The sequence below is a fragment of the Erythrobacter ramosus genome, from assembly GCF_009828055.1.
Classification (GTDB): Bacteria; Pseudomonadota; Alphaproteobacteria; order Sphingomonadales; family Sphingomonadaceae; genus Erythrobacter; species Erythrobacter ramosus.
Window position 1 is genome coordinate 971,655 of record NZ_WTYB01000001.1, and the last position, 18,404, is coordinate 990,058.

Consider the following 18,404-nt stretch of genomic DNA (forward strand, 5'->3'; position numbering starts at 1 on the left):
GCGCCGCCTCAGCAAGAACACCTAAGTGCGGGCCGGGGCATAGGTTGCGCGCGGCAGGCGGCCGAGGCCATGACGCCCCTCACCCAGCGCCTCGATCCGCGCGGCGACATTGGCCGCGAGCAGGTTGCGTACCCGGCGGTTGACATCGTTGAGCTGCCGCGCGGTCTCGGCGAGGGTGCGGGTGTCTCCGTCGAGCGCCTGCGGGCCGATACTGGCCATCGCATCGCACAAAGCCTCCTTGTCGCGCGCCGCACCGACCAGCCCATCGGCATCGAGCGCGGCAAGCGCTTGCCGCTCGCGTTCCAGCACGGCAATCATCTGCCGCAGATTCAGCGCCAGCGGCGCGGCGGGGGCCAGAGTGTCAGCCACGTCCTTAGCTCCGCTCGGGCAGCGACAGGCTGACCTGCGCAGCGATCATCGCATCGACGATCTTGGCCGGCACCAGCGGGTACGAGCCATCGCGCAACGCATCCCGGATCCGGGCGACCCGCTCGGCATCGACCGGCGGGCTGGCGGCTTCGCTGGCGCTGGTGACTTCGACGCTGATGCCGGACGCGCTGCTGGTGCTACCAGCTGCGGCGGGGCGGGAGCGCGCGTCTATCTGCGCGCGGTCGCTGGTGGACAACGCGCGCGCGGCGCTGACGCCCGGCAATTTGCTCAGTTCGACAGAGGGCATGGCAATGTCCTTCGATTAAGTTCCTGTCGGCGAGAACGGCCGCGCGGAAGGGAGTTTAAGGGGGCGTTAAAGCGGTTTCTCAATCAGCCGGGATCACCGCGAGGCCGGGGCGTTCGATCCGGGCGCGCAGCGGCTCGCCCTTGCGGCTGGTGCGCACCTCGATCCAGTCACCCACCGCGCCCGGCTCCATCGCTTCGCCGGGCTGCTGGACGCTGAAACCGCGCCCGCGCACCATGATGGTGAGCGCATCGCCGCGCTTGACCGCAGGCGCGGCGCGGGCGGCGGCAGGTCCGGCGGCAGGCGTGATCGCGACGAAAATGCGCCATTTGACCGGCCCCGAACATTCGACCTGCACTGCCGTGCGCGCCACCGTGTGCCAACTGACAGCGAGCGACCCGGCGCAGGCGGCGAGCTGCAACCGTGCATCGGTCGCCGCTCGCGCGCCGCCGGGGGCGCCGATGGCAACGCCGGTAAACTCGGCCACAGCGCGGTCGATCATCGCCGGATCGGTCATCCCGCGCGCCTCGGCGGCGGGGTCGCATAGCGGCAGCAGCATCGGCAAAGCCAGCGGGCACAGCCGCCAACCAATGTGCCAGGAAGAGGTGGTGTCCACTCGGGGGCGCTCCTTGTTGTTGCGCGATTGCGCTGGCGGTGGAGCAGCAAGGGCCATGCCAAGCGCCCGTGTGACACTCAGGGCGCGGCTGCGGGGATCACCGCATCATAGGCGAGGCTGGCATAGACCTCCTCGCGCATCCCGGCGGTGATGATCGTGCGCACCGCCATCCCGCTCGCGCGGGCTTCGGCGGCCAGCGCTTCGGCGCGCTGCCAGGCCGCCGCTTCGCCGCCCTTTATGTGGACTGCGAAGATCGTCAGCGTTGCACGCGGGTCTGGCCCCTGCGCGGTGAGCCATGCGCCAAGGCTCGGCCCGCCCGAAATCGGCCGGAACAGTGCCTGCGCCGGGGCGACCTCGGGCTGGATCACGCCGGGCGCATCCCGCTCACGCGCTTCGGTGTCGGCGTGGCGCCGCCCACTCTCGGCCTCGGCGGCGGGAAGGGCGGAGAGCGCCAGCAGGAACAGGATCAACGCCAGATCGGCGAGGACCAACTGCCAGCCATGCCCCCCACGCGGGTGTGTGGCGGTGAGGGTCATGTCACCTCTCGCAGGTGCGCGCGGCGGGCATTGGCGGCGACATCGGTCAGGTCGATCTGGGCGATGAACCATTCGGCGAGCGTTTCGCGGTTCTGCTCCTCGATCAGCCCGCGCCGCTCGATCGCGCTCGCCAGCGGGTAACACACCAGATGGGCGAGCAGCGCGCCGTAAAGCGAGGTCAGCACTGCGCTCGAAACGGCGCCCATGATCATCGCTGTGGCGTCGGCCCCTGCGGCAGGGTCGATCTGGGCGAGGCCGTAGAGCGTGCCGATCAGCCCGAAAACCGGGGCGAGTTCGCCTGACCAGACGAACACCTGTGCGGCGCTCACCCGGCGCGCTTCATCGAGCGCGCGTTCGGCCCTGCGGACCTGGCCGAGCGCTTCGGGCGCGCCGTGGCGCAGATAGGTTTCGAGCATCAGGCTCAGCGCGCGGTCAGGTGGCAGGGCCGGATCGGCGCGGTGGTGGCCGTCCCGCTGGATTGCGCTCAGCGCCTTGGCGAGCGCCTTGCGGTTGGCCTCGATCTGGAAAGGCCGCCGCACCAATCCGCTCGCCACCTTGATCGCTGCGCCGAAATCGCGCCACCCGCAGCGCGCGACCGTGGCGAGCACTGTGCCGACGACGACGATCCCCAGCGAACCGGGATCGAACAGGTGGGAAAGGTTGGGCAGGGCAGGCGGCATCACAGATCCCCTCGTGTTGATTGCCGCTGTCAGAACGGCGGCAAGACCGGCGGATTAAGGCTTCAGGCTGCGGCGGCAGAGGCTTGCCACAGGGGTGAAGGTGATCCGGCAAGAGCCTGCCGCCCGGCGCATCCTCCGCCCCGTTTCGCCCGGTATGGCGTTGGTTTGGCACGCTTCCTGCTGTTGGGACTGCAACCCCGCGGGCCTGTCCCGCAGCATCAGGAGCCCCCACGTGAACGAGCGACTTTTCGGTATCCATGGCGCCGCGCTGACCGTGCGGTCGGAGCGGATGGGCGTGATCGCGTCCAACATCGCCAATGCCGCGACCCCCGGTTACAAGGCGCGCGACATTGATTTCAACGCTGCGCTTGATGCCCGGCTGGCGCGCGCGCGGGGGGTCATGTCCGCCAATGCCGGGGCTGGGATGGTGTGGCGCAGCCCGACCATGCCGTCGATGGATGGCAACACGGTTGAACTGAGCCGCGAACAGGTCGCCTTTGCCGAAAACGCCGTAGCGTACTCGGCGACGCTCAGCTTCGTGCAGGGCAAGGTCAACACCATCACCCGCGCGCTGAAGGGCGAATAGGATGCCCGAGCGCCAACCGATGACGCTGTTCTCCATGACCACCCGCGCGATGAGCGCGCAGATGACGCGGATGAACGCCGCGACGTCGAACCTCGCCAATGCCGGGTCCGTCTCCTCCACCGAGGAAGGCGCCTACCGCCCGATCCGCGCGGTGTTTGCCGTAGAGCTCGACCGCGCCTCGGGCCTTGCCGGGGTGACGACCGGCGGGCTGGTGCGGGCTGAAACCGCACCCACCAAACGCCACGATCCCTCGCACCCGCTCGCCGACAAGGACGGCTTCGTGTTCGAAGCCCCCGTCGATGAGACCGCCGAGATGGTCGAGATCATGGAAAGCGCGCGCCAGTACCAGAACCTGGTGCAGGCGCTTCAGACTGCCAAGCAACTGATGCTCGAAACCCTGAGGAGCCAGTAGTGAACACCACAACGACCACCACCAATATCACCCCCGCCGCGCAGGCCACGCTGGACCGGCTCAACAAGCCCTCGCAGCTCAAGGGCGGCGGGCTCGGCGCGCTCGACGGCGGCGATTTCCTCAAGCTGCTGACCACGCAGCTGACCTTTCAGGACCCGCTCGAGCCGACCGACAACGAGGCGATGCTGGCGCAGATGGCGCAGTTTTCTGCGCTGGCCGCAACCACCGAAAGCGGCGCGACGCTGGAGGACATCTCCACCAAGCTCGACCGACTGATCGCCGCGCAGGAAGCGGCCCTCCGCCCCTCCACGCCGCGTCCCTGATCCCTTTCACCACCAGAGGAACACACCCCCATGTCTTTCTTCACCTCCCTCTCCGGCCTCAAGAACGCCGAGACCGATCTGCGCGTCATCGCCAACAACATCGCCAATGCCGAAACCGTGGGCTTCAAGAAGAGCTCGGCGCAGTTTGCCGATCTGGTCGCCACCGGATCCTCCACCGATCCGCGCCGCAGCCCCGGCATTGGCGCGACCGTCGCCGGGATCACGCAAGATTTCGTCCTCGGCCCGCTGGAACAGACCGGCCGTAGCCTTGACCTTGCGATTGACGGCGACGGGTTCTTCGCGCTCGCCAATCCGTTTTCGGGCGACGTCAGCTACAGCCGCAATGGCAATTTCCGCCTGAGCGCGGCGGGTGAGCTGGAGGACGCGTGGGGCAACCGCTTGCAGGCCTATCCGGTCGATGCGGCGGGCAACCCAACCTCGACCACGCCCGCCGATGTCGACGTGCCGATCACCAACGCTGCGGGCTCGACCCTCGCCAACGTCACGATCGACGTGCGCGGGATCGTGAACGCCGCCTATGCCGATGGCACCACCGAGCCGGTTGGCATGGTGGCGCTGGCGACCTTCCCGGCCCCCAACGGGTTGCGCTCCATCGGCCAGACCAAGTGGCAGGCGACCGGGGATTCGGGCGTCGCAGTGTTCGGCAATCCCGGCATCGGCACCTATGGCGAGATGATCAGCGGCGCGCTGGAACGCTCCAACGTCGATCTGGCCGAGGAGATGGTTTCGCTGCTCACCGCGCAGCGCAATTATCAGGCGAACGCGCGCGCGATTGACACCGCGACGCAGATTTCGACCACCGTCCTCAACCTGCGCCAGCAGTAATCGCACAATGGACCGGCTGATCTACACCGCCATGACCGCGATGAACGCGGCGATGGACCGGCAGCGGGTGGTGGCGAACAACCTCGCCAACGCCTCGACCCCGGGCTTTCGTCAGGAGATTTTCGCGGTCACCCCGGCCACCCTCAAGGACGGATCGCTGGAGGCCCGCGCCCTGGCGCGTGGCAATGTGCGCGGGGCCGATATGCGCACCGCGCGGGTGGTGCCGACCGGCAATCCGCTCGACGTGGCGTTGGAAGGCAAGGCGCTGATCGCGTTCCAGTCCCCCGACCGGCAGGGCGAGATCTACTCCCGGCGCGGCGACCTTCACGTTGCGGCCTCGGGCGTGCTGGAGAACGGTGAGGGGCTGGCGGTGCTGGGCGAAGGCGGGACACCGATTACTGTGCCGCCCGGTTTCAGCGTCAGTCTGGCCGCGGATGGCACCGTGCTCGCCAGTGATCCCGCCGCCCCCAATGTCGCCGCCGAAGCGATTGACCGCATCCGACTGGTCAATCCCGAAGGCAGCCCGCTGGCCAAGGGGATCGACAGCTTCCTTAAGGTGCCGAACGGCGGCGTGTTGCCGCCCGATCCGACCGCGCGGCTCACCACCGGCGCGCTCGAAATGTCCAATGTCGAAACCGCCGATACGCTGGTGCAGATGATCGAGGCGCAGCGCGCCTTCGAACAGCGCGCCAAGATCATCGCCACCGCCGGCACGCTCGATGAAGCGGGCAGCGGCCTCATGGCGCTGCGCTAATCCAACAGGAGACCTGACCCATGCCCACTTCAGCCCTTCACGTCGCCCGCACCGGGCTTGAGGCGCAGGATGCGCGGATGCGCGTCATCGCTAACAACCTCGCCAATATCGGCACCACCGGGTTCAAGCGCGACCGTGTGGATTTCGCGACGCTCGCCTATCAGGAACAGCGCGTCGCGGGTCAGGCGTCGACCGGGCAGACGGCGTTCGCGGTGGGCCTCAATCTGGGGACCGGTGTGCAGGTGCAAGGCACCTCGCGCATCAACACGCAAGGCACGCTGAGCCGCACGGACAATGTGTTCGACCTCGCGCTGGATGGCGACGGGTTCTTTCAGGTCGAGCTGCCGCCGGGTGGCCAGATCGGCTTCACCCGCGCGGGCAATTTTGCGCTGGCGAATGACGGCACGCTGATCACGTCGCAGGGCTATGCCAGCCGCGATGCGCTGGTGGGGGAAGGCACGCTGACCCTGCGGTTCGGCACGGTCAGCGGAGCCAGCTTCACCCCCGATGCCGCGCGCGCGGTCGCCGCTATCGCCGTCACCGCGACCGACACCCTCGCGACGCTCGCCACCAAGATCAATCAGGCCAGCAGCGGGGCGGTGCAGGCCTATGTCGCCGATGGCACGAGCGGCGCGCGGCTGGTGATGAAGGGGCGTGAAGGCGCTGCCAATGGCTTTGTGCTCGAAGCCGCAGGCGCAGGCGGAGCGGCTGCTCCGGGCGATCTCAGCTATATCAGCTGGGAACCGGCGACCAACGCGGGCGAGTTGCAGACCGCCGCGCGCGATGCGGTGTTCCGGCTCGACACGGTGGAGCGCACCAGCTCCACCAACCGCATCACCGGCCTGCCGGGCTGGTTCGCCCTCAACCTCACCGCCACCAACACCGGCGCGCCGACCAACCTCAGCTTCGCCAGCAACACCGATGCGATTGCCAGCGTGATGAATGATTTCGTCGCCGCGCTGAACGATATCGTCAGTCAGCTTGCCGATGTCGCTGCGCCGATCGGGGGCGCGTTGGGCAATGATCCCGGCGCGCGCGAATTGCGCCGCGATCTTGCCGGGTTGGCGAGCCGGATCGTCATGCCCGCCGCCGCCGATGGCGAACCGCGCACCCTCGCCGATCTCGGGCTGGCGCTGAACCGCGATGGCAGCTTCCGGCTGGACAGCGCGCGCCTGACCCGCTCGCTTGAGACCAGCCCTGATGCGGTCGCGGCGATGTTCACCACCGGGATTTCGGGCGTGTTCGCGACGATGGACCGCTTCGCGCGGGAGACCAGTTTTGTCAGCGATCCCGGATCGCTGGGCGGATCGCTCAAGCGGTTCGAGACGCAGCAGGCCGCCAGTGACGAGCGGCTGGCGAAAATCGCTGAGCAGCAGGATTATCTGCGCGAGCGGCTGACCCGCGAATTCACTGCCTCAGAACGCCGTGTGGCAGCGTCGCAATCGACCTTGGCGTTCCTGCGCCAGCAGGTCGATATCTGGTCGAACGGCGATCGGTAACGGGGGCCAATGATGCAGATGTTCAGCCAGAACCCCGCCGCCGCCTATCGCCGGGTTGCGCTGGAAGCCCGTATCGAGGTGTCGGGCAGCGCCGATCTCACCCGCATCTGTCTGGAAGAGGCTTGTGCTGCGCTGGGGCAGGCGTTGCGCGCGGTAGAGCAGCCGTTGCCAGCTTGTAGCGAGGTTATACCGAGGTATTCGCGGGGTTATCGCGACGCGCTGAGCCGGGCGCAGACGATCCTGTTGTGGCTCGCCCAATCGGTCGCACCGGACCATCCGCTGGGGGCGAGCCTCACAGCGTTCTATGGCGGGCTGGCGAGCCAGATCGGGGCCAATTGCCTACAGGCGGACGCGAGGAGAATCGCGGAAATTCAAAGCGATATCAGAGATATGCTTGAGGCGGCGGGTTAGACTGCGGCGATGTTTCACGTGAAACATTTGGCGAACATTGCGGTCAGCCGATCCATTCCGCAATGATCCGGGCGGCATCCGCCGGGTCCTGAAACGGGTGGAAATGGGTCATGTCGGGCCGGTAGAGGTCGGTCCCCTGCGGCAACACCTCCGCCAGTTCGGGCCAGGTCGGCGAGCTCTTGAAATCGTTGAGATTGGTCATCTGCGCGCGCACCACCAGCACCGGGATGTCGACCTGCTTGGCCGTCTCGACAATCGCCCCGTTGCTGCGGCTCGACGCGTAGACGCTGGCTTCGACTTCGGGGGCGCAGGCCAGTTCCAGACCCTCACCAGACGCGCCTTGGGTCAGGCCGTAGCGGCAGTAATCGGCGAAGACGCGGGGGTCGAACAGGTTGTACGGATCGCGGGTCTGGAAGCGTTCGATCATTGCTTCGGCGCTGGCGAAATCGCGCTTGCGGCGGATCGCGGGGTGGGGGTTATCGGCGGTGTAAAGCGGCTGACCGGGGGCGTAGAACTCGGGCGCGAGGATCACGGGATCGAACAGGACGAGGCGGCTGAAGCGCTCCGGCGCATCAGCAGCGACTTGCAGCAGGGTGTGCGCGCCCATCGAATGGCCGATGCCGACAGCGCCGGTGATGCCAGCTTGTTCAAGGAAATCAGCGACATCGCTTGCAACGGCCCGCCAATCGTCAATCGGCTCGGCGCGGGACTGCCCATGACCGCGAAGGTCGATGGCGTAGGCGGGGTGATCGAGGAAGGCCTCGACAATCGCGTCGAACACCCGGCCGTGAAACCCGGTCGCATGGGCGAAGACCAGCGGCGTGCCGTCGCCGTCAGAGGCCCATTCGTGCACGGCAAGTTCAATGCCGCCGGTGGGGTAGAAGCGGGTGACGGGGGCGGGGCGGGTGGTGCTCATCCGACTGCCCAACCGTATCACCGGGCCCAAGTCAATCGCGCAGCTTTGCTAGGGGTCATTCGGCCGGAGCGGGTTCTGCCTCACCGCGATTGCGCAGGAAATGCAGCGCCTCGGCCATGCGGTCAGGCGCGATCAGGTGGAGAGCGCCGAGGTACAGACCTACGCCGAGCAGCACAGCGCTCCCCAGCGCGGCGATATCCGGCACCTCTGGCAAGGCCCGCAGCATCAGCCCCACGCCCGCCGCCATAACGAGCGCCGCCGCGGCCGGGGGTGCGATCGCACTCGCGAGCCCGGCATAGCTGAAGCCCAGCACGGGACGCGACAGCAGGATCGTCGCCCCGGTCAGCACCGCCATCCCGCCGACCCAGCCCCAGGCAAAGCCGACAAGGCCCCAGTTCGAACCGGTCAGGAACGCCAGCGGCATCACCACCGCGCCCAGCATCGTCACCTTGAGCGCGATCCCCGGAAAGCCGCGCGCATTGGTCGCAGGCGAGAACAGGATTTGCAGCGTCAGCATCGCCATCGCAGCCGCCAGGATCGGCAGCAGCGGCACGATCTCGATCCACTTGTCGCCCAGCAGCACCGGCACCAGCACCGGCGCGACCACCGCGATCCCGGCATAGGCAGGCAGGCCCACCATCATCACCAACCGGATCGTGGCGAGCAGCGCGGAGGAACCCCAGTCGCTCAGCCCCTCGCCCTGCTGGCGCGAATAGGCGGCATAGGCGACCTCGTTGATCGGCGGCACGAACTTGGCCGCGAGCAGTTGGGCAAGGAACAGGCCGGTGGTGTAAACGCCCAGATTATGCGCATTGAGCACCCGGCCGGCGATCATCACATCGGCCTGGCTCTGGACGAACCAGAATAGCTGGGTCGCGGTCATCACCCCGCCGAAGCCCGCGATATGGCCTGCGCCGGTAAAGCGGAAGATCGGGCGGATCGGCGCGCGCGCGGCCCAGGTCATGCCGATCGCTTCGGTCAGCAGCATGATCATCGGCGCGGCCACCAGCGTCCACACGCCCCAGCCGCTCAGAGCGCCGGTCAAAGCAGTCACCGCACCTGCCATCGCCGCCGCCAGTCGCACCTGTGCCGGGCGGCGGAAGTCCATCTTGCGGCTCAGCATCGCGTGCGGCAGCGCGCAGAATGGCACCGCGAGATAGAGCAGCGATTGCACGCGCAGCAGGTCTGTCACCATCGGCTGTTCGAACCACAGGGCCACCAGCGGCGCGGCCAGGAACTGAATCAGCGCCAACCCGCCGTTGAGCAGGATCAGCATCCCCAGCGTCTGGCGCAGGCGTTCTTCCGTCACCTCCTCCTCGCGGATCAGTGCACTCGCCAGACCCCAGCCATTCATGGTGCTGAGCAGCGTCAGCATCACCTGCGCCATCGCGAACAGGCCATAGTCCTGCGGCGCGAGCAGCCGGATCACGATCAGGGTCGAGGCCCAGGACACGATCTGGGTCAGCACCTGACTGCCCGAGCGCCAGATGACCGCCGTGCGTACCTGCGAGGCGAGCGAGGGTTTGGAGATCGGGTCAGCTTCAGCCATCGATGGTCCTGTGCGGCGTGATCGCGGCGGTGGCGGGGGTGGGCACCAATTCCTCGCCCCACGCCTGCGCCAGCATCCGCGCGGCTGAGTGGCTGCGCACGAACAGCAGATCGGCCATTTCGTAGCCTTCTACCGCGCCCATGTCTTTCTTGTAGCCGGTATCGCCCACGCCCATGTCCATCACGGTCTGCCCATCGGCAATGGCGTCTTCCATCGCGCGGTAATTGGTGAGCTTGCCGATGCCGAGGTGCTTCAGGCTTTCGACATAGCTGCCAGCAATGCCATATTGCACCGGGCCATCGTCGAGATCGAAGCTGAAGGCCACCGGGCGATCGCCCACCATCAGGATCGTGGCAGAGAGATTCTCGGCGAGGACAGGGTCGCTCAGCACATGGCTCCACAGGGCGCGCTGGGCAGGGGTCATGAACTTGGCGCCGCTGCCGTCGGTGGTGCGGGCGATCCAGCTTTCTGCCTCGATCCGGCCCATGTCCTCGAGCGCGCCGGTGTCCCAGCCCGTCCCGCGCACGTAACGCCAGCGCGGGGTTCCGTGATCTTCGAGCTTGCGCCACGCGGCGCGCAGCTTGCGCGCTGTGGAAGCGCTGGGCCAGCCGCGGGCGCGTGCGGCGTCGAGGTCAATCACCCAGCTGGTCCCGGCGGGGCGCGACAGCACGGTCCAGTTGGCCAGTTGCGCGGCGGCAATCAGCAGCGTGGTCGCCGGATCGTCGCAGCGCGCCGGGCCGACCCGCCACACCGCGCCAAGACAGCGCGCGGCGGTGTGATCAAGCGCGTGGGCGAGTTCGAATAGGTCGCAATCGGGCGCGAACAGTGGACTGCGTAGCGGCCAGTACGATCCCGGCACCTTGCGTGCGCGGCCGATCACCGGGCCGAAGGTGATGGTCGGGATCGCGGCGAGCACTGTCCCATCCGCGTCGCGCCGCAACAGCAGCGTCCGCCCGCGATTGGGCGCTCGGGCCGCATACCAGGCTGCGCGCAGGAAACCGTGTCCGGCGAGGTTGCAGGCTGCAAGCGTGTTGATTTCAGGCGGGAAGCCCTCCACCGCTGCGACCGTCAGGCGGCCCGATGCAATCCTGCTCTCGTACATTCCTCACCTGCATGGCCCTAGGGGGCGAAGGTCGAACCTTGCCATAGCGCGTGGGCGTAACCACGCAGTTAACCACAGGCCTGACAATGTGGCGTTTTCTCCCGATGCCGCTGGAACCGCCGGGGGCGGCATTGATTAACACAGGGGGGCGGTGTGCCGATGGCCCCTGACGCGCCCCATCCCCCTGCCCCATTCTCCCTCATTGCCGGAGACCTTCGTGCCTGCATCTGCTCCGGATATCTCTGCCGAAACCCGCGCGTTCCGCCAGTTGATGGGGCAATTTGCGACCGGGGTGGCGGTGATCTCGCTGGTACCGCCAGGGGGCGGCGTGTCGGCAATGACGATCAATTCGCTGGTGTCGATCTCACTCGATCCGATGCTGGTAAGCTGGAGCCTCCAGAATTCAGCGAGCTTGTATGATGCCTATGCGGGGGCGGAGGCGTTTGCGTTCAGCATTCTGGCCGATAGCCAACAGGCGCTCGCCCGGCGCTATGCCGCGCGCGGGGACAGCACGCTGGATCCGGCGGACTTCGAGCCGGGGCCAAGCGGGCTGCCATTGGTTCGCGGCGCGCTCGCCCAAATCGCCTGCCGCCGGTTCGCGCTGCACGCGGCGGGAGACCATACGCTGATCCTCGGCGCGGTCACCGGGATGGCGATGGCCGCCGCTGGCAATGCCCGCCCGCTGCTGTTCTTCGGCGGGCGGTTTGGCGAGATGGCGCCCTAGAACACCACCACGCTGCGGATCGACTTGCCTTCGTGCATCAGGTCGAAGGCGGTGTTGATCTCGTCCAGACCCATGACGTGCGTGATCATCGGATCGATCTGGATCTTGCCGGTCATGTACATGTCGACGATCTTGGGCACATCGGTGCGGCCCTTGGCCCCGCCGAACGCCGTGCCGCGCCAGTTGCGTCCGGTGACGAGCTGGAATGGCCGGGTGGCGATTTCCTTGCCCGCTTCGGCGACGCCGATGATGATCGAGGTGCCCCAGCCGCGGTGGCAGGCTTCCAGCGCCGTGCGCATCACCTCGGTGTTGCCGGTGGCATCGAAGGTGTAATCCGCTCCCCCATCAGTCATTTCCACGATCTTGGCGACGGTCTCCTCGCGGCTCATCCCCTTCGAGTTGAGGAAGTGGGTCATGCCGAACTGGCGACCCCAATCCTCGCGCGAAGGGTTGATATCGACCCCGATGATCAGGTTCGCACCCGCCAGCCGTGCGCCCTGAATGACGTTAAGGCCGATCCCGCCGAGGCCGAACACCACGACATTGTCGCCGACTTGCACCTTGGCCGTGTTGGTCACCGCGCCGACCCCGGTGGTGACCCCGCACCCGATGTAGCAGGCCGACTGGAACGGCGCGTCCTCGCGGATTTTCGCCACGGCGATTTCGGGCAGCACGGTGAAGTTCGAAAAGGTCGAGCAGCCCATGTAGTGGAAGATTGGCTGGCCCTTGTAGCTGAAGCGCGTGGTGCCGTCGGGCATCAGCCCCTTGCCCTGCGTAGCGCGGATCGCGGTGCACAGGTTGGTCTTGCCGCTGAGGCATGACTTACACTGGCGGCATTCCGGCGTGTAGAGCGGGATCACGTGATCGCCGGGCTTCACGCTGGTGACGCCGGGGCCGACTTCGCGGACGATCCCTGCGCCTTCGTGGCCGAGCACGGAGGGGAAGATGCCTTCGCTGTCGAACCCGTCGAGCGTATAGGCGTCCGTATGGCAGATGCCGGTTGCCATGATCTCGACCAGCACTTCGCCCGCCTTCGGCCCCTCAAGGTCGAGTTCGACGATTTCGAGCGGCTTTTTCGCGGCAAAAGCAACGGCGGCGCGGGTCTTCATGGGGCGGATTCTCCGGTTAGTCAGCGGCGCGTCGGTACGGCCTCGTGGTTGTAAGGGCAATGCCGGCACGCCGATCCGCAGCACTTCCCGCGCGCCAGATGGGCCGCGCGGGTGAACACCGTGTAGCCGGTGTCGGGATCGCGATAGGTCGCCTCGCCGCGCGCGCAGGCGGCTTCGTGCAGGGCGTGCCATGGTTGCTGGGTCATGGCGGGACGCGATAATGGACAAGTGTTCCGGATGCCATGCCTGAAACAAAATTGCCGCATGGGGCAGGATACCCGCTTGCGCACCCGCCGCTTTTGCGCTCTCAAACGCCCCTGCCATTATCCCGGAGAGCGCCCTTGCGTTTCGTGCTGTTTGTTGCCGCCCTGCTGTTCGCCATCCCCGCTCACGCTCAGGGTGTGCAGCAGACCAAGGGCAATTTCGAGGACAAGTTCCGCCAGCTCGATGAAGTGCTGCCTGACCCCAGCACCACCCGCAATGCCAGCGGTGCGCCGGGGCATGAATACTGGCAGCAGAAGGTCGACTACAAGATCACGGCCGAGCTAGACGAAACCAAGCGCCGCATCACCGCGCGCGCCACGATCCGCTACACCAACAATTCGCCCGATGCCCTGCCGTGGCTGTGGCTGCAGCTCGATCAGAACATCTTCAAGCGCGATTCGATGGCCGAGCTGACCGATGCCTTCGGCGGCCCCGGACGGCGCGGGCCGAAGGTGACGCTGGGTTCCGGCAGCGAACCGACCAAGCTGTCTTTCGAGGAACTGCGCCGCCAGCAGGCAATGGCCGACAACCAGTATGGCTATGACATCAGCGCCGTAAGATCGCTCGCAGGTGCCGACCTGCCGCACACGATCGTCGGCACCCTGATGCGCGTCGATCTGCCCGCGCCGCTGGCTCCGGGTGAGACCACCGAATTCGCCATCGAATGGGCGTTCAACATCGTCGAGGAAGACGCCGTCAACGCGCGCTCGGGTTACGAACATTTCCCCGATGACCCGCGCAAGGGCGGGAACGACATCTTCCTGCTCGCCCAGTGGTTCCCGCGCATGGTGGTCTATTCGGACTACGAAGGCTGGCACAACAAGGAGTTCCTCGGCCGCGGCGAATTCACGCTGGAATTCGGCGATTACGAAGTCGACCTGACCGTGCCGTCGGACCACATCATTGCCGCCACCGGCACGATCCAGAACCCCGACGCCGTCCTCACCGCAGCCCAGCGCCAGCGGCTGGAAGCGGCCAAGGATGCCGCTGCGCCGATGTTCATCGTCACCCCGCAGGAAGCCGCCGCTGCCGAAGCTGGCAACCCCAAGGGCACCAAGACCTGGAAGTTCGCCGCCACCAATGTCCGCGATTTTGCCTGGGCCTCCAGCCGCAAGTTCATGTGGGACGCGCAAGGCGTGAAGCAGCCGGGCGCGGAGAACGAAACTGTGCTCGCCATGAGCTTCTGGCCTAAGGAAGGCGGGGATTTGTGGAAGAAGTATTCCACCGCAGCCGTGGTCCACACCCTGAAGGTCTATTCGCGCTTCAGCTTCGATTATCCCTATCCCACCGCGCAGTCGGTCAACGGGCCGGTCGGCGGGATGGAATATCCGATGATCACCTTCAACGGACCCCGGACCACCCTGAACAAGGACGGGACGCGCACCTATTCGCTGGCTGAGAAGATGTTTCTGGTCGGCGTGGTGATCCACGAGATCGGACACATCTACTTCCCGATGACGGTCAACTCGGACGAGCGCCAATGGACCTGGATGGACGAGGGGCTGAACTCCTTCCTCGATTCAGTCGCGGGTTACGAATGGGACCCGAACATGCCGTGGACCCGCAGCCTGCCGCGCGACATGGTCAGCTACATGGTGTCGAACAACCAGCAGCCGATCATGACGCAGTCGGATTCGGTGACGGATCTGGGCGCCAATGCCTATGGCAAGCCGTCGGCGGCCTATCACCTGCTGCGCGACACGATCATCGGCCGTGAACGCTTTGACTTCGCGCTCAAGGAATATGCCCGCCGATGGAAGTTCAAGCGTCCGACCCCGGCCGACTTCTTCCGCACCATGGAGGAAGCCAGCGGCACCGATCTCGACTGGTTCTGGCGCGGGTGGTTCTACACCACGGATCACGTCGATATCACGCTGGATTCGATCTACCGGCTGAAGATGGACAGCAAGAACCCGGACATCGACCTGCCGCGTCGCCGGGCGGAACGTGCCGAGGAGCCGGAGGTGGTCGGCATCGGCCTCAATGAACAGCAGGGCCTGCCGATCTGGGTGCTTGAAAACCCCGGCATGACCGATTTCTACGACAAGAACGACGAATTCACCGTCACGCCTAAGGACCGCAAGGGCTACACCGATTTCCTCGAAGGCCTGCTCCCGTGGGAACGCGCTGCATTCGACCGCGCGGTGAAGGAGGACGCGAATTACTACGTCCTCAACTTCACCAACAAGGGCGGGCTGGTGATGCCGATCATCCTCGGCCTAACCTTCAAGGATGGCTCGACTGAGAAGCTCAACATCCCGGCGGAAATCTGGCGGCGCAATTCGCGCGAAGTGGCCAAGCTGCTGGTGTACCCCAAGGGCAAGGAGCTGGTGCAGGTGGTGGTCGATCCCGATTGGGAAACCGGCGATGCCGATCTGGAAAACAACCACTATCCGCGCCGCATCATCCCGAGCCGGATCGAAGCCTTCAAGGACGAAGCGTCGAAGTCGCGCGTCAGCCGCGATCTGATGGGTGAGGCCGCCGGGGCCGAGCCGGACAAGAAGAAGAAATGATCCGCGCACTGCTGGTGCTGCTGGCAATGGTGCTGGCCCCGATCGGGGCCGGCACCGCGGCCGCACATCAGCAGAAGTTCACGATCAGCACGGTCAGCCTCAACGAACGCACCGGTATGATCGAGATCGCGCATCAGGTGCCGGTCCACGATGCCGAACATGCGCTGGTGGTGCAGCGGACAGGCAATCCCAACATCCACACCCCCGATATCATCGGTAGCGAGGACAGCCGCGAGGCCTTCGCGCGCTATGTCACGCGGCGGTTCCTGCTGGTGGTTGATGGCCAGATCATCACGCCTGACTACGTCGGCAGCGAGATCAGCGGTGGTAGCCTGTGGGTCTATCAGGAGACGCCCGCGCCAGCCCCTTCTGCCGAGGGCACGCAAACGCTGATCCGGATCAATTCGCAGATCCTGACCGATGTCTGGGCGCGGCAGGAAAACCGGGTCAATATCGGCGGCGGCACCAGCGTGCAGACTTTCATTTTCAAATCCGGGGACTTGGCCCAGACCGCGCCGCTCACGCGGTAATCAAGCCTGACGGCGCTGCGGCGTTCCGGCCCCGTCCGTATCGGCAAAGCGCGCCTGCAAATCGGCCAGCAGCGCCGGACGGCCATAGCGATAGCCCTGCACATGGCGGCAGCCGATGGCGCGCAGGAAGGTCTCCTGCTCCTCGGTCTCGACCCCCTCCACCACGACACGCAGGCCCAAGCTGTGGCCCATCTGCACAATCGCCTGAATGATCAGGCGAGACTGATGATCCTCGCTAATCCCGGCGATGAAATCGCGGTCGATCTTGACCTTGTGGATCGGGAAGGCGCGCAGGTGGGTGAGTGACGAGAACCCGGTGCCGAAATCATCGAGGCAGATGGTGAAGCCGCATTCGTCCAGCATCGCCAGCGACGCGCGCACCTGCCCGCCCGCGTCTATCAGCATGGTCTCGGTCACTTCGATGGTGATGTTGTTCGGGCTGAGCGTGCTGTCGTCGATCACGTCGATCAGATGCTGCACGAAATCGCCGCGCCGCAAATCGGCTTCCGACAGGTTGAGCCCGATCCGCGTGTCCGGCCCGAACAGGGCGAGGATCGCGGTGCCATCGGCCACCACCGAATCGAGCATCACCCGGCTGACCCGGCGCGACAATTCGGGATCGAGCAGGGCGGCAAACACGTCGCTCGCTGCCAGCAGGCGTCCGTCCTCGTCGCGCAGCCGCAGCAGCGCTTCGACCGAGACGACTTCGCCGCTCTCCAGATCACAGATTGGCTGATAGGCCGCCATCGCCCTCCCGCTGTTGAGGGCCCCGCGCAGCTGCGCGATGGCGGTCTGGCGTTCGGACTGGCGCGCTTCGATGTGATGGTCCCAGCACACCACCGCGCCGCGCCCGGCTTCCTTGCCGCGATACAGGGCAAGGTCTGCGCGGCGCATGATTTCTTCGCTGCTCGCCGAGGTGCTCATCTGCGCCACGCCGCAGGTCGCGCCGATCTTGAGCAAGGTGCTGCCCAGTGGCGGCATCTCTTCGAATTCGGCCAGTAGGTCCTCAAGGAAGCGGGTCACTTCGCCAAGCGTCATAGCGGGCGGGAACAGCATAGCGAATTCGTCGCCGCCCCAGCGCGCCAGAAACATGCCCGGCGCAATCCGCATCGTGAGCTGTTCGGCGATGGTTTCCAGCACCCGGTCTCCGACCAGATGGCCCAGCGTGTCATTGACGTCCTTGAACCCGTCGAGATCGAGCAAGGCGATCGTTACCAACTCGGCCTCGACCGCCTGCATCGCCTTGGCAAGCCTGCGATCGAAGCTGGCGCGGTTGTAGAGACCGGTCAGCCGGTCACGTTCGGCCGCACGGTTCAGGGCAACATTGCGCAGGTGTTCTTCGGTGCAATCGAGGATGATCCCGGCAACACATTCGGGTTGCCCGTCGACATCCATCCGTTCGCCGACCACGCGGATGCGGCGCCGTTCGCCGTCGCGGCGGCGGATGGTGGTCTCAAAGCTGAACGGTTTGCCGTCCTCGATGGTGTCGTTGATAGCCTTGCTGACCATTGGGCGGTCTTCGGGCTGATAGAGCTGGACAACATCGGGGACGCTGACGGACCGGCCTGGCTCCAGTCCGGCGATATCGAACACCTGATCGGACCAGTGCAGCCGCCGGGTCGCGATATCGACCCGCCAGCTGCCGACATTGACCGCGCGTTCGGCCTGGCGAAAAACTTGGGTCGACTGCTGAAGCGCAGCATTGGCAAGGCTCAGCGCGCGGGTGCGGGCATTGAGCGCGAGGCTTTGTTCGGCGAGTTCGGCCAGCATCGCCAGCGGCGCGATCTGCTCGGGCCGGAAGGCGTTCGCTTCGGGCGAGATCACACACAGCGCGCCGAGCAGCACACCCTCGTCTGAACGGATGGGTACGCCGAGATAGGAACGAATCCGTGGCCCGCCGGTGACAATCTGGCTGTCACGCAGCTTATCGTCGGTCCGTGCGTCCTCGACCAGCAGCGGATCCGGGCTTTGCACGCAGAAGGTGCAGAACGGATCTTCAACCGGGGTTTCCAGCAGGTCGCTGCCGGTACGCCCCAGAAACCAGTGCCGTTCTTGCTCGACCACTGAGAGCAGCGCAATCGGACAATTGAACATTGTGCTGGCGAGATGCGTGATGTGTGAAAAGACATCGCGATCGGGAATCGCCTGAAGTCCGAGATCGCGGATGGCAGAGAGGCGAATCTGATCTTTCACCCCGCGCCTTTGCCCCAAAAGCCCTTAAGAAAGCGTCGCTAGGCGGCTGAGCATTTCACGAAGGCTGCGCTGCGCACAAGCCCTCCATGAGCCGCGCCGCGAAGGGGCTGAAGCCGAACCGGTCATCAGGGCTTTCGGCCGGTCTGGGCCAAAGAGGCATGGAGCCTG

At 66.1% G+C, this 18,404-nt stretch carries 21 protein-coding genes; 10 read left to right on the top strand and 11 right to left on the bottom strand.

Annotation, left to right across the window (positions count from 1 at the left end):
* Positions 1-21 precede the first annotated feature (21 nt).
* The 5 genes from GRI59_RS04915 to GRI59_RS04935 form a co-directional block, all read right to left on the bottom strand.
* Positions 22-369 carry a flagellar protein FlgN gene (locus GRI59_RS04915; RefSeq protein ID WP_337190232.1) on the bottom strand — a complete coding sequence of 116 codons (348 nt, stop codon included), beginning with the start codon at positions 367-369 and terminating at the stop codon, positions 22-24.
* 4 nt (positions 370-373) lie between these two features.
* Positions 374-676, bottom strand: coding sequence for a flagellar biosynthesis anti-sigma factor FlgM (locus GRI59_RS04920; RefSeq protein ID WP_160760045.1), 303 nt, complete (start codon positions 674-676; stop codon positions 374-376).
* Positions 677-755: 79 nt separating this feature from the next.
* Positions 756-1,289, bottom strand: coding sequence for a flagella basal body P-ring formation protein FlgA (locus GRI59_RS04925; protein WP_337190233.1), 534 nt, complete (start codon positions 1,287-1,289; stop codon positions 756-758).
* Between the two features lie 77 nt (positions 1,290-1,366).
* Positions 1,367-1,825: a hypothetical protein gene (locus tag GRI59_RS04930; RefSeq protein ID WP_160760046.1), complete on the bottom strand. Its 459-nt coding sequence runs from the start codon at positions 1,823-1,825 to the stop codon at positions 1,367-1,369.
* Complete coding sequence (locus tag GRI59_RS04935) at positions 1,822-2,505, bottom strand: MotA/TolQ/ExbB proton channel family protein (RefSeq protein ID WP_160760047.1); 684 nt, start codon at positions 2,503-2,505, stop codon at positions 1,822-1,824. Before GRI59_RS04935 ends, GRI59_RS04930 begins: the two co-directional genes overlap by 4 nt.
* 232 nt (positions 2,506-2,737) lie before the next feature.
* Here GRI59_RS04935 and flgB point away from each other — a divergent pair, with 232 nt between their 5' ends.
* Genes flgB through fliS form a run of 7 tightly spaced genes read left to right on the top strand, consistent with a single transcriptional unit; the run spans position 2,738 to position 7,336 of the window.
* The gene (flgB, locus tag GRI59_RS04940) at positions 2,738-3,091 is read left to right on the top strand and encodes a flagellar basal body rod protein FlgB (protein WP_337190234.1); all 354 of its coding nucleotides are present in this window, start codon (positions 2,738-2,740) and stop codon (positions 3,089-3,091) included.
* A 1-nt stretch (position 3,092) separates the two neighbouring features.
* Positions 3,093-3,503 carry a flagellar basal body rod protein FlgC gene (flgC, locus tag GRI59_RS04945; RefSeq protein ID WP_237440665.1) on the top strand — a complete coding sequence of 137 codons (411 nt, stop codon included), beginning with the start codon at positions 3,093-3,095 and terminating at the stop codon, positions 3,501-3,503.
* Complete coding sequence (locus GRI59_RS04950; protein ID WP_160760048.1) at positions 3,503-3,826, top strand: flagellar hook capping FlgD N-terminal domain-containing protein; 324 nt, start codon at positions 3,503-3,505, stop codon at positions 3,824-3,826. The genes flgC and GRI59_RS04950 overlap by 1 nt, the downstream gene beginning before the upstream one ends.
* 30 nt (positions 3,827-3,856) lie before the next feature.
* The gene (locus tag GRI59_RS04955) at positions 3,857-4,672 is read left to right on the top strand and encodes a flagellar hook-basal body complex protein (protein WP_160760049.1); all 816 of its coding nucleotides are present in this window, start codon (positions 3,857-3,859) and stop codon (positions 4,670-4,672) included.
* A gap of 7 nt (positions 4,673-4,679) precedes the next feature.
* Positions 4,680-5,426, top strand: a complete 747-nt coding sequence (locus GRI59_RS04960; protein WP_160760050.1) for a flagellar basal body rod protein FlgF — start codon at positions 4,680-4,682, stop codon at positions 5,424-5,426.
* A 20-nt stretch (positions 5,427-5,446) separates the two neighbouring features.
* Positions 5,447-6,925 carry a flagellar filament capping protein FliD gene (gene fliD / locus GRI59_RS04965; RefSeq protein WP_160760051.1) on the top strand — a complete coding sequence of 493 codons (1,479 nt, stop codon included), beginning with the start codon at positions 5,447-5,449 and terminating at the stop codon, positions 6,923-6,925.
* Between the two features lie 9 nt (positions 6,926-6,934).
* The gene (gene fliS / locus GRI59_RS04970) at positions 6,935-7,336 is read left to right on the top strand and encodes a flagellar export chaperone FliS (protein WP_160760052.1); all 402 of its coding nucleotides are present in this window, start codon (positions 6,935-6,937) and stop codon (positions 7,334-7,336) included.
* A 43-nt stretch (positions 7,337-7,379) separates the two neighbouring features.
* Here fliS and GRI59_RS04975 read toward each other — a convergent pair whose 3' ends face one another.
* Genes GRI59_RS04975 through GRI59_RS04985 form a run of 3 tightly spaced genes read right to left on the bottom strand, consistent with a single transcriptional unit; the run spans position 7,380 to position 10,903 of the window.
* The gene (locus GRI59_RS04975; RefSeq protein WP_160760053.1) at positions 7,380-8,252 is read right to left on the bottom strand and encodes an alpha/beta fold hydrolase; all 873 of its coding nucleotides are present in this window, start codon (positions 8,250-8,252) and stop codon (positions 7,380-7,382) included.
* Positions 8,253-8,307: 55 nt separating this feature from the next.
* The gene (locus GRI59_RS04980) at positions 8,308-9,801 is read right to left on the bottom strand and encodes a lipopolysaccharide biosynthesis protein (RefSeq protein ID WP_160760054.1); all 1,494 of its coding nucleotides are present in this window, start codon (positions 9,799-9,801) and stop codon (positions 8,308-8,310) included.
* A complete protein-coding gene (locus GRI59_RS04985) occupies positions 9,794-10,903 on the bottom strand; it encodes a GNAT family N-acetyltransferase (protein ID WP_160760055.1) in 1,110 nt (369 codons plus the stop codon). The genes GRI59_RS04980 and GRI59_RS04985 overlap by 8 nt, the downstream gene beginning before the upstream one ends.
* Positions 10,904-11,120: 217 nt before the next feature.
* Between GRI59_RS04985 and GRI59_RS04990 the strand changes: the two genes are divergently transcribed.
* Complete coding sequence (locus GRI59_RS04990; protein ID WP_160760056.1) at positions 11,121-11,627, top strand: flavin reductase; 507 nt, start codon at positions 11,121-11,123, stop codon at positions 11,625-11,627.
* On the opposite strand, the gene GRI59_RS04995 is transcribed toward GRI59_RS04990, so the two are convergent.
* Positions 11,624-12,736 (bottom strand): S-(hydroxymethyl)glutathione dehydrogenase/class III alcohol dehydrogenase, encoded by a 1,113-nt coding sequence (locus tag GRI59_RS04995; protein ID WP_160760057.1) that lies wholly within the window; start codon positions 12,734-12,736, stop codon positions 11,624-11,626. The two genes, GRI59_RS04990 and GRI59_RS04995, sit on opposite strands and share 4 nt — an antisense overlap.
* Before the next feature lie 20 nt (positions 12,737-12,756).
* On the bottom strand, positions 12,757-12,942 hold the full coding sequence (locus GRI59_RS05000; protein WP_237440666.1) for a C1orf53 family protein: 186 nt from the start codon (positions 12,940-12,942) through the stop codon (positions 12,757-12,759).
* A 144-nt stretch (positions 12,943-13,086) separates the two neighbouring features.
* On the opposite strand from GRI59_RS05000, the gene GRI59_RS05005 reads away from it, so the two are divergent.
* Together GRI59_RS05005 and GRI59_RS05010 are read left to right on the top strand one after the other, a co-directional pair.
* Entirely contained in the window at positions 13,087-15,513 is a 2,427-nt protein-coding gene (locus GRI59_RS05005) for a M1 family metallopeptidase (RefSeq protein ID WP_337190242.1), read from the top strand.
* Positions 15,510-16,043 (top strand): DUF6702 family protein, encoded by a 534-nt coding sequence (locus GRI59_RS05010; protein WP_160760060.1) that lies wholly within the window; start codon positions 15,510-15,512, stop codon positions 16,041-16,043. Before GRI59_RS05005 ends, GRI59_RS05010 begins: the two co-directional genes overlap by 4 nt.
* Here the strand turns inward: GRI59_RS05010 and GRI59_RS05015 are convergent, their stop codons facing one another.
* Positions 16,044-18,236: an EAL domain-containing protein gene (locus GRI59_RS05015; protein ID WP_160760061.1), complete on the bottom strand. Its 2,193-nt coding sequence runs from the start codon at positions 18,234-18,236 to the stop codon at positions 16,044-16,046.
* Between the last annotated feature and the right edge of the window lie 168 nt (positions 18,237-18,404).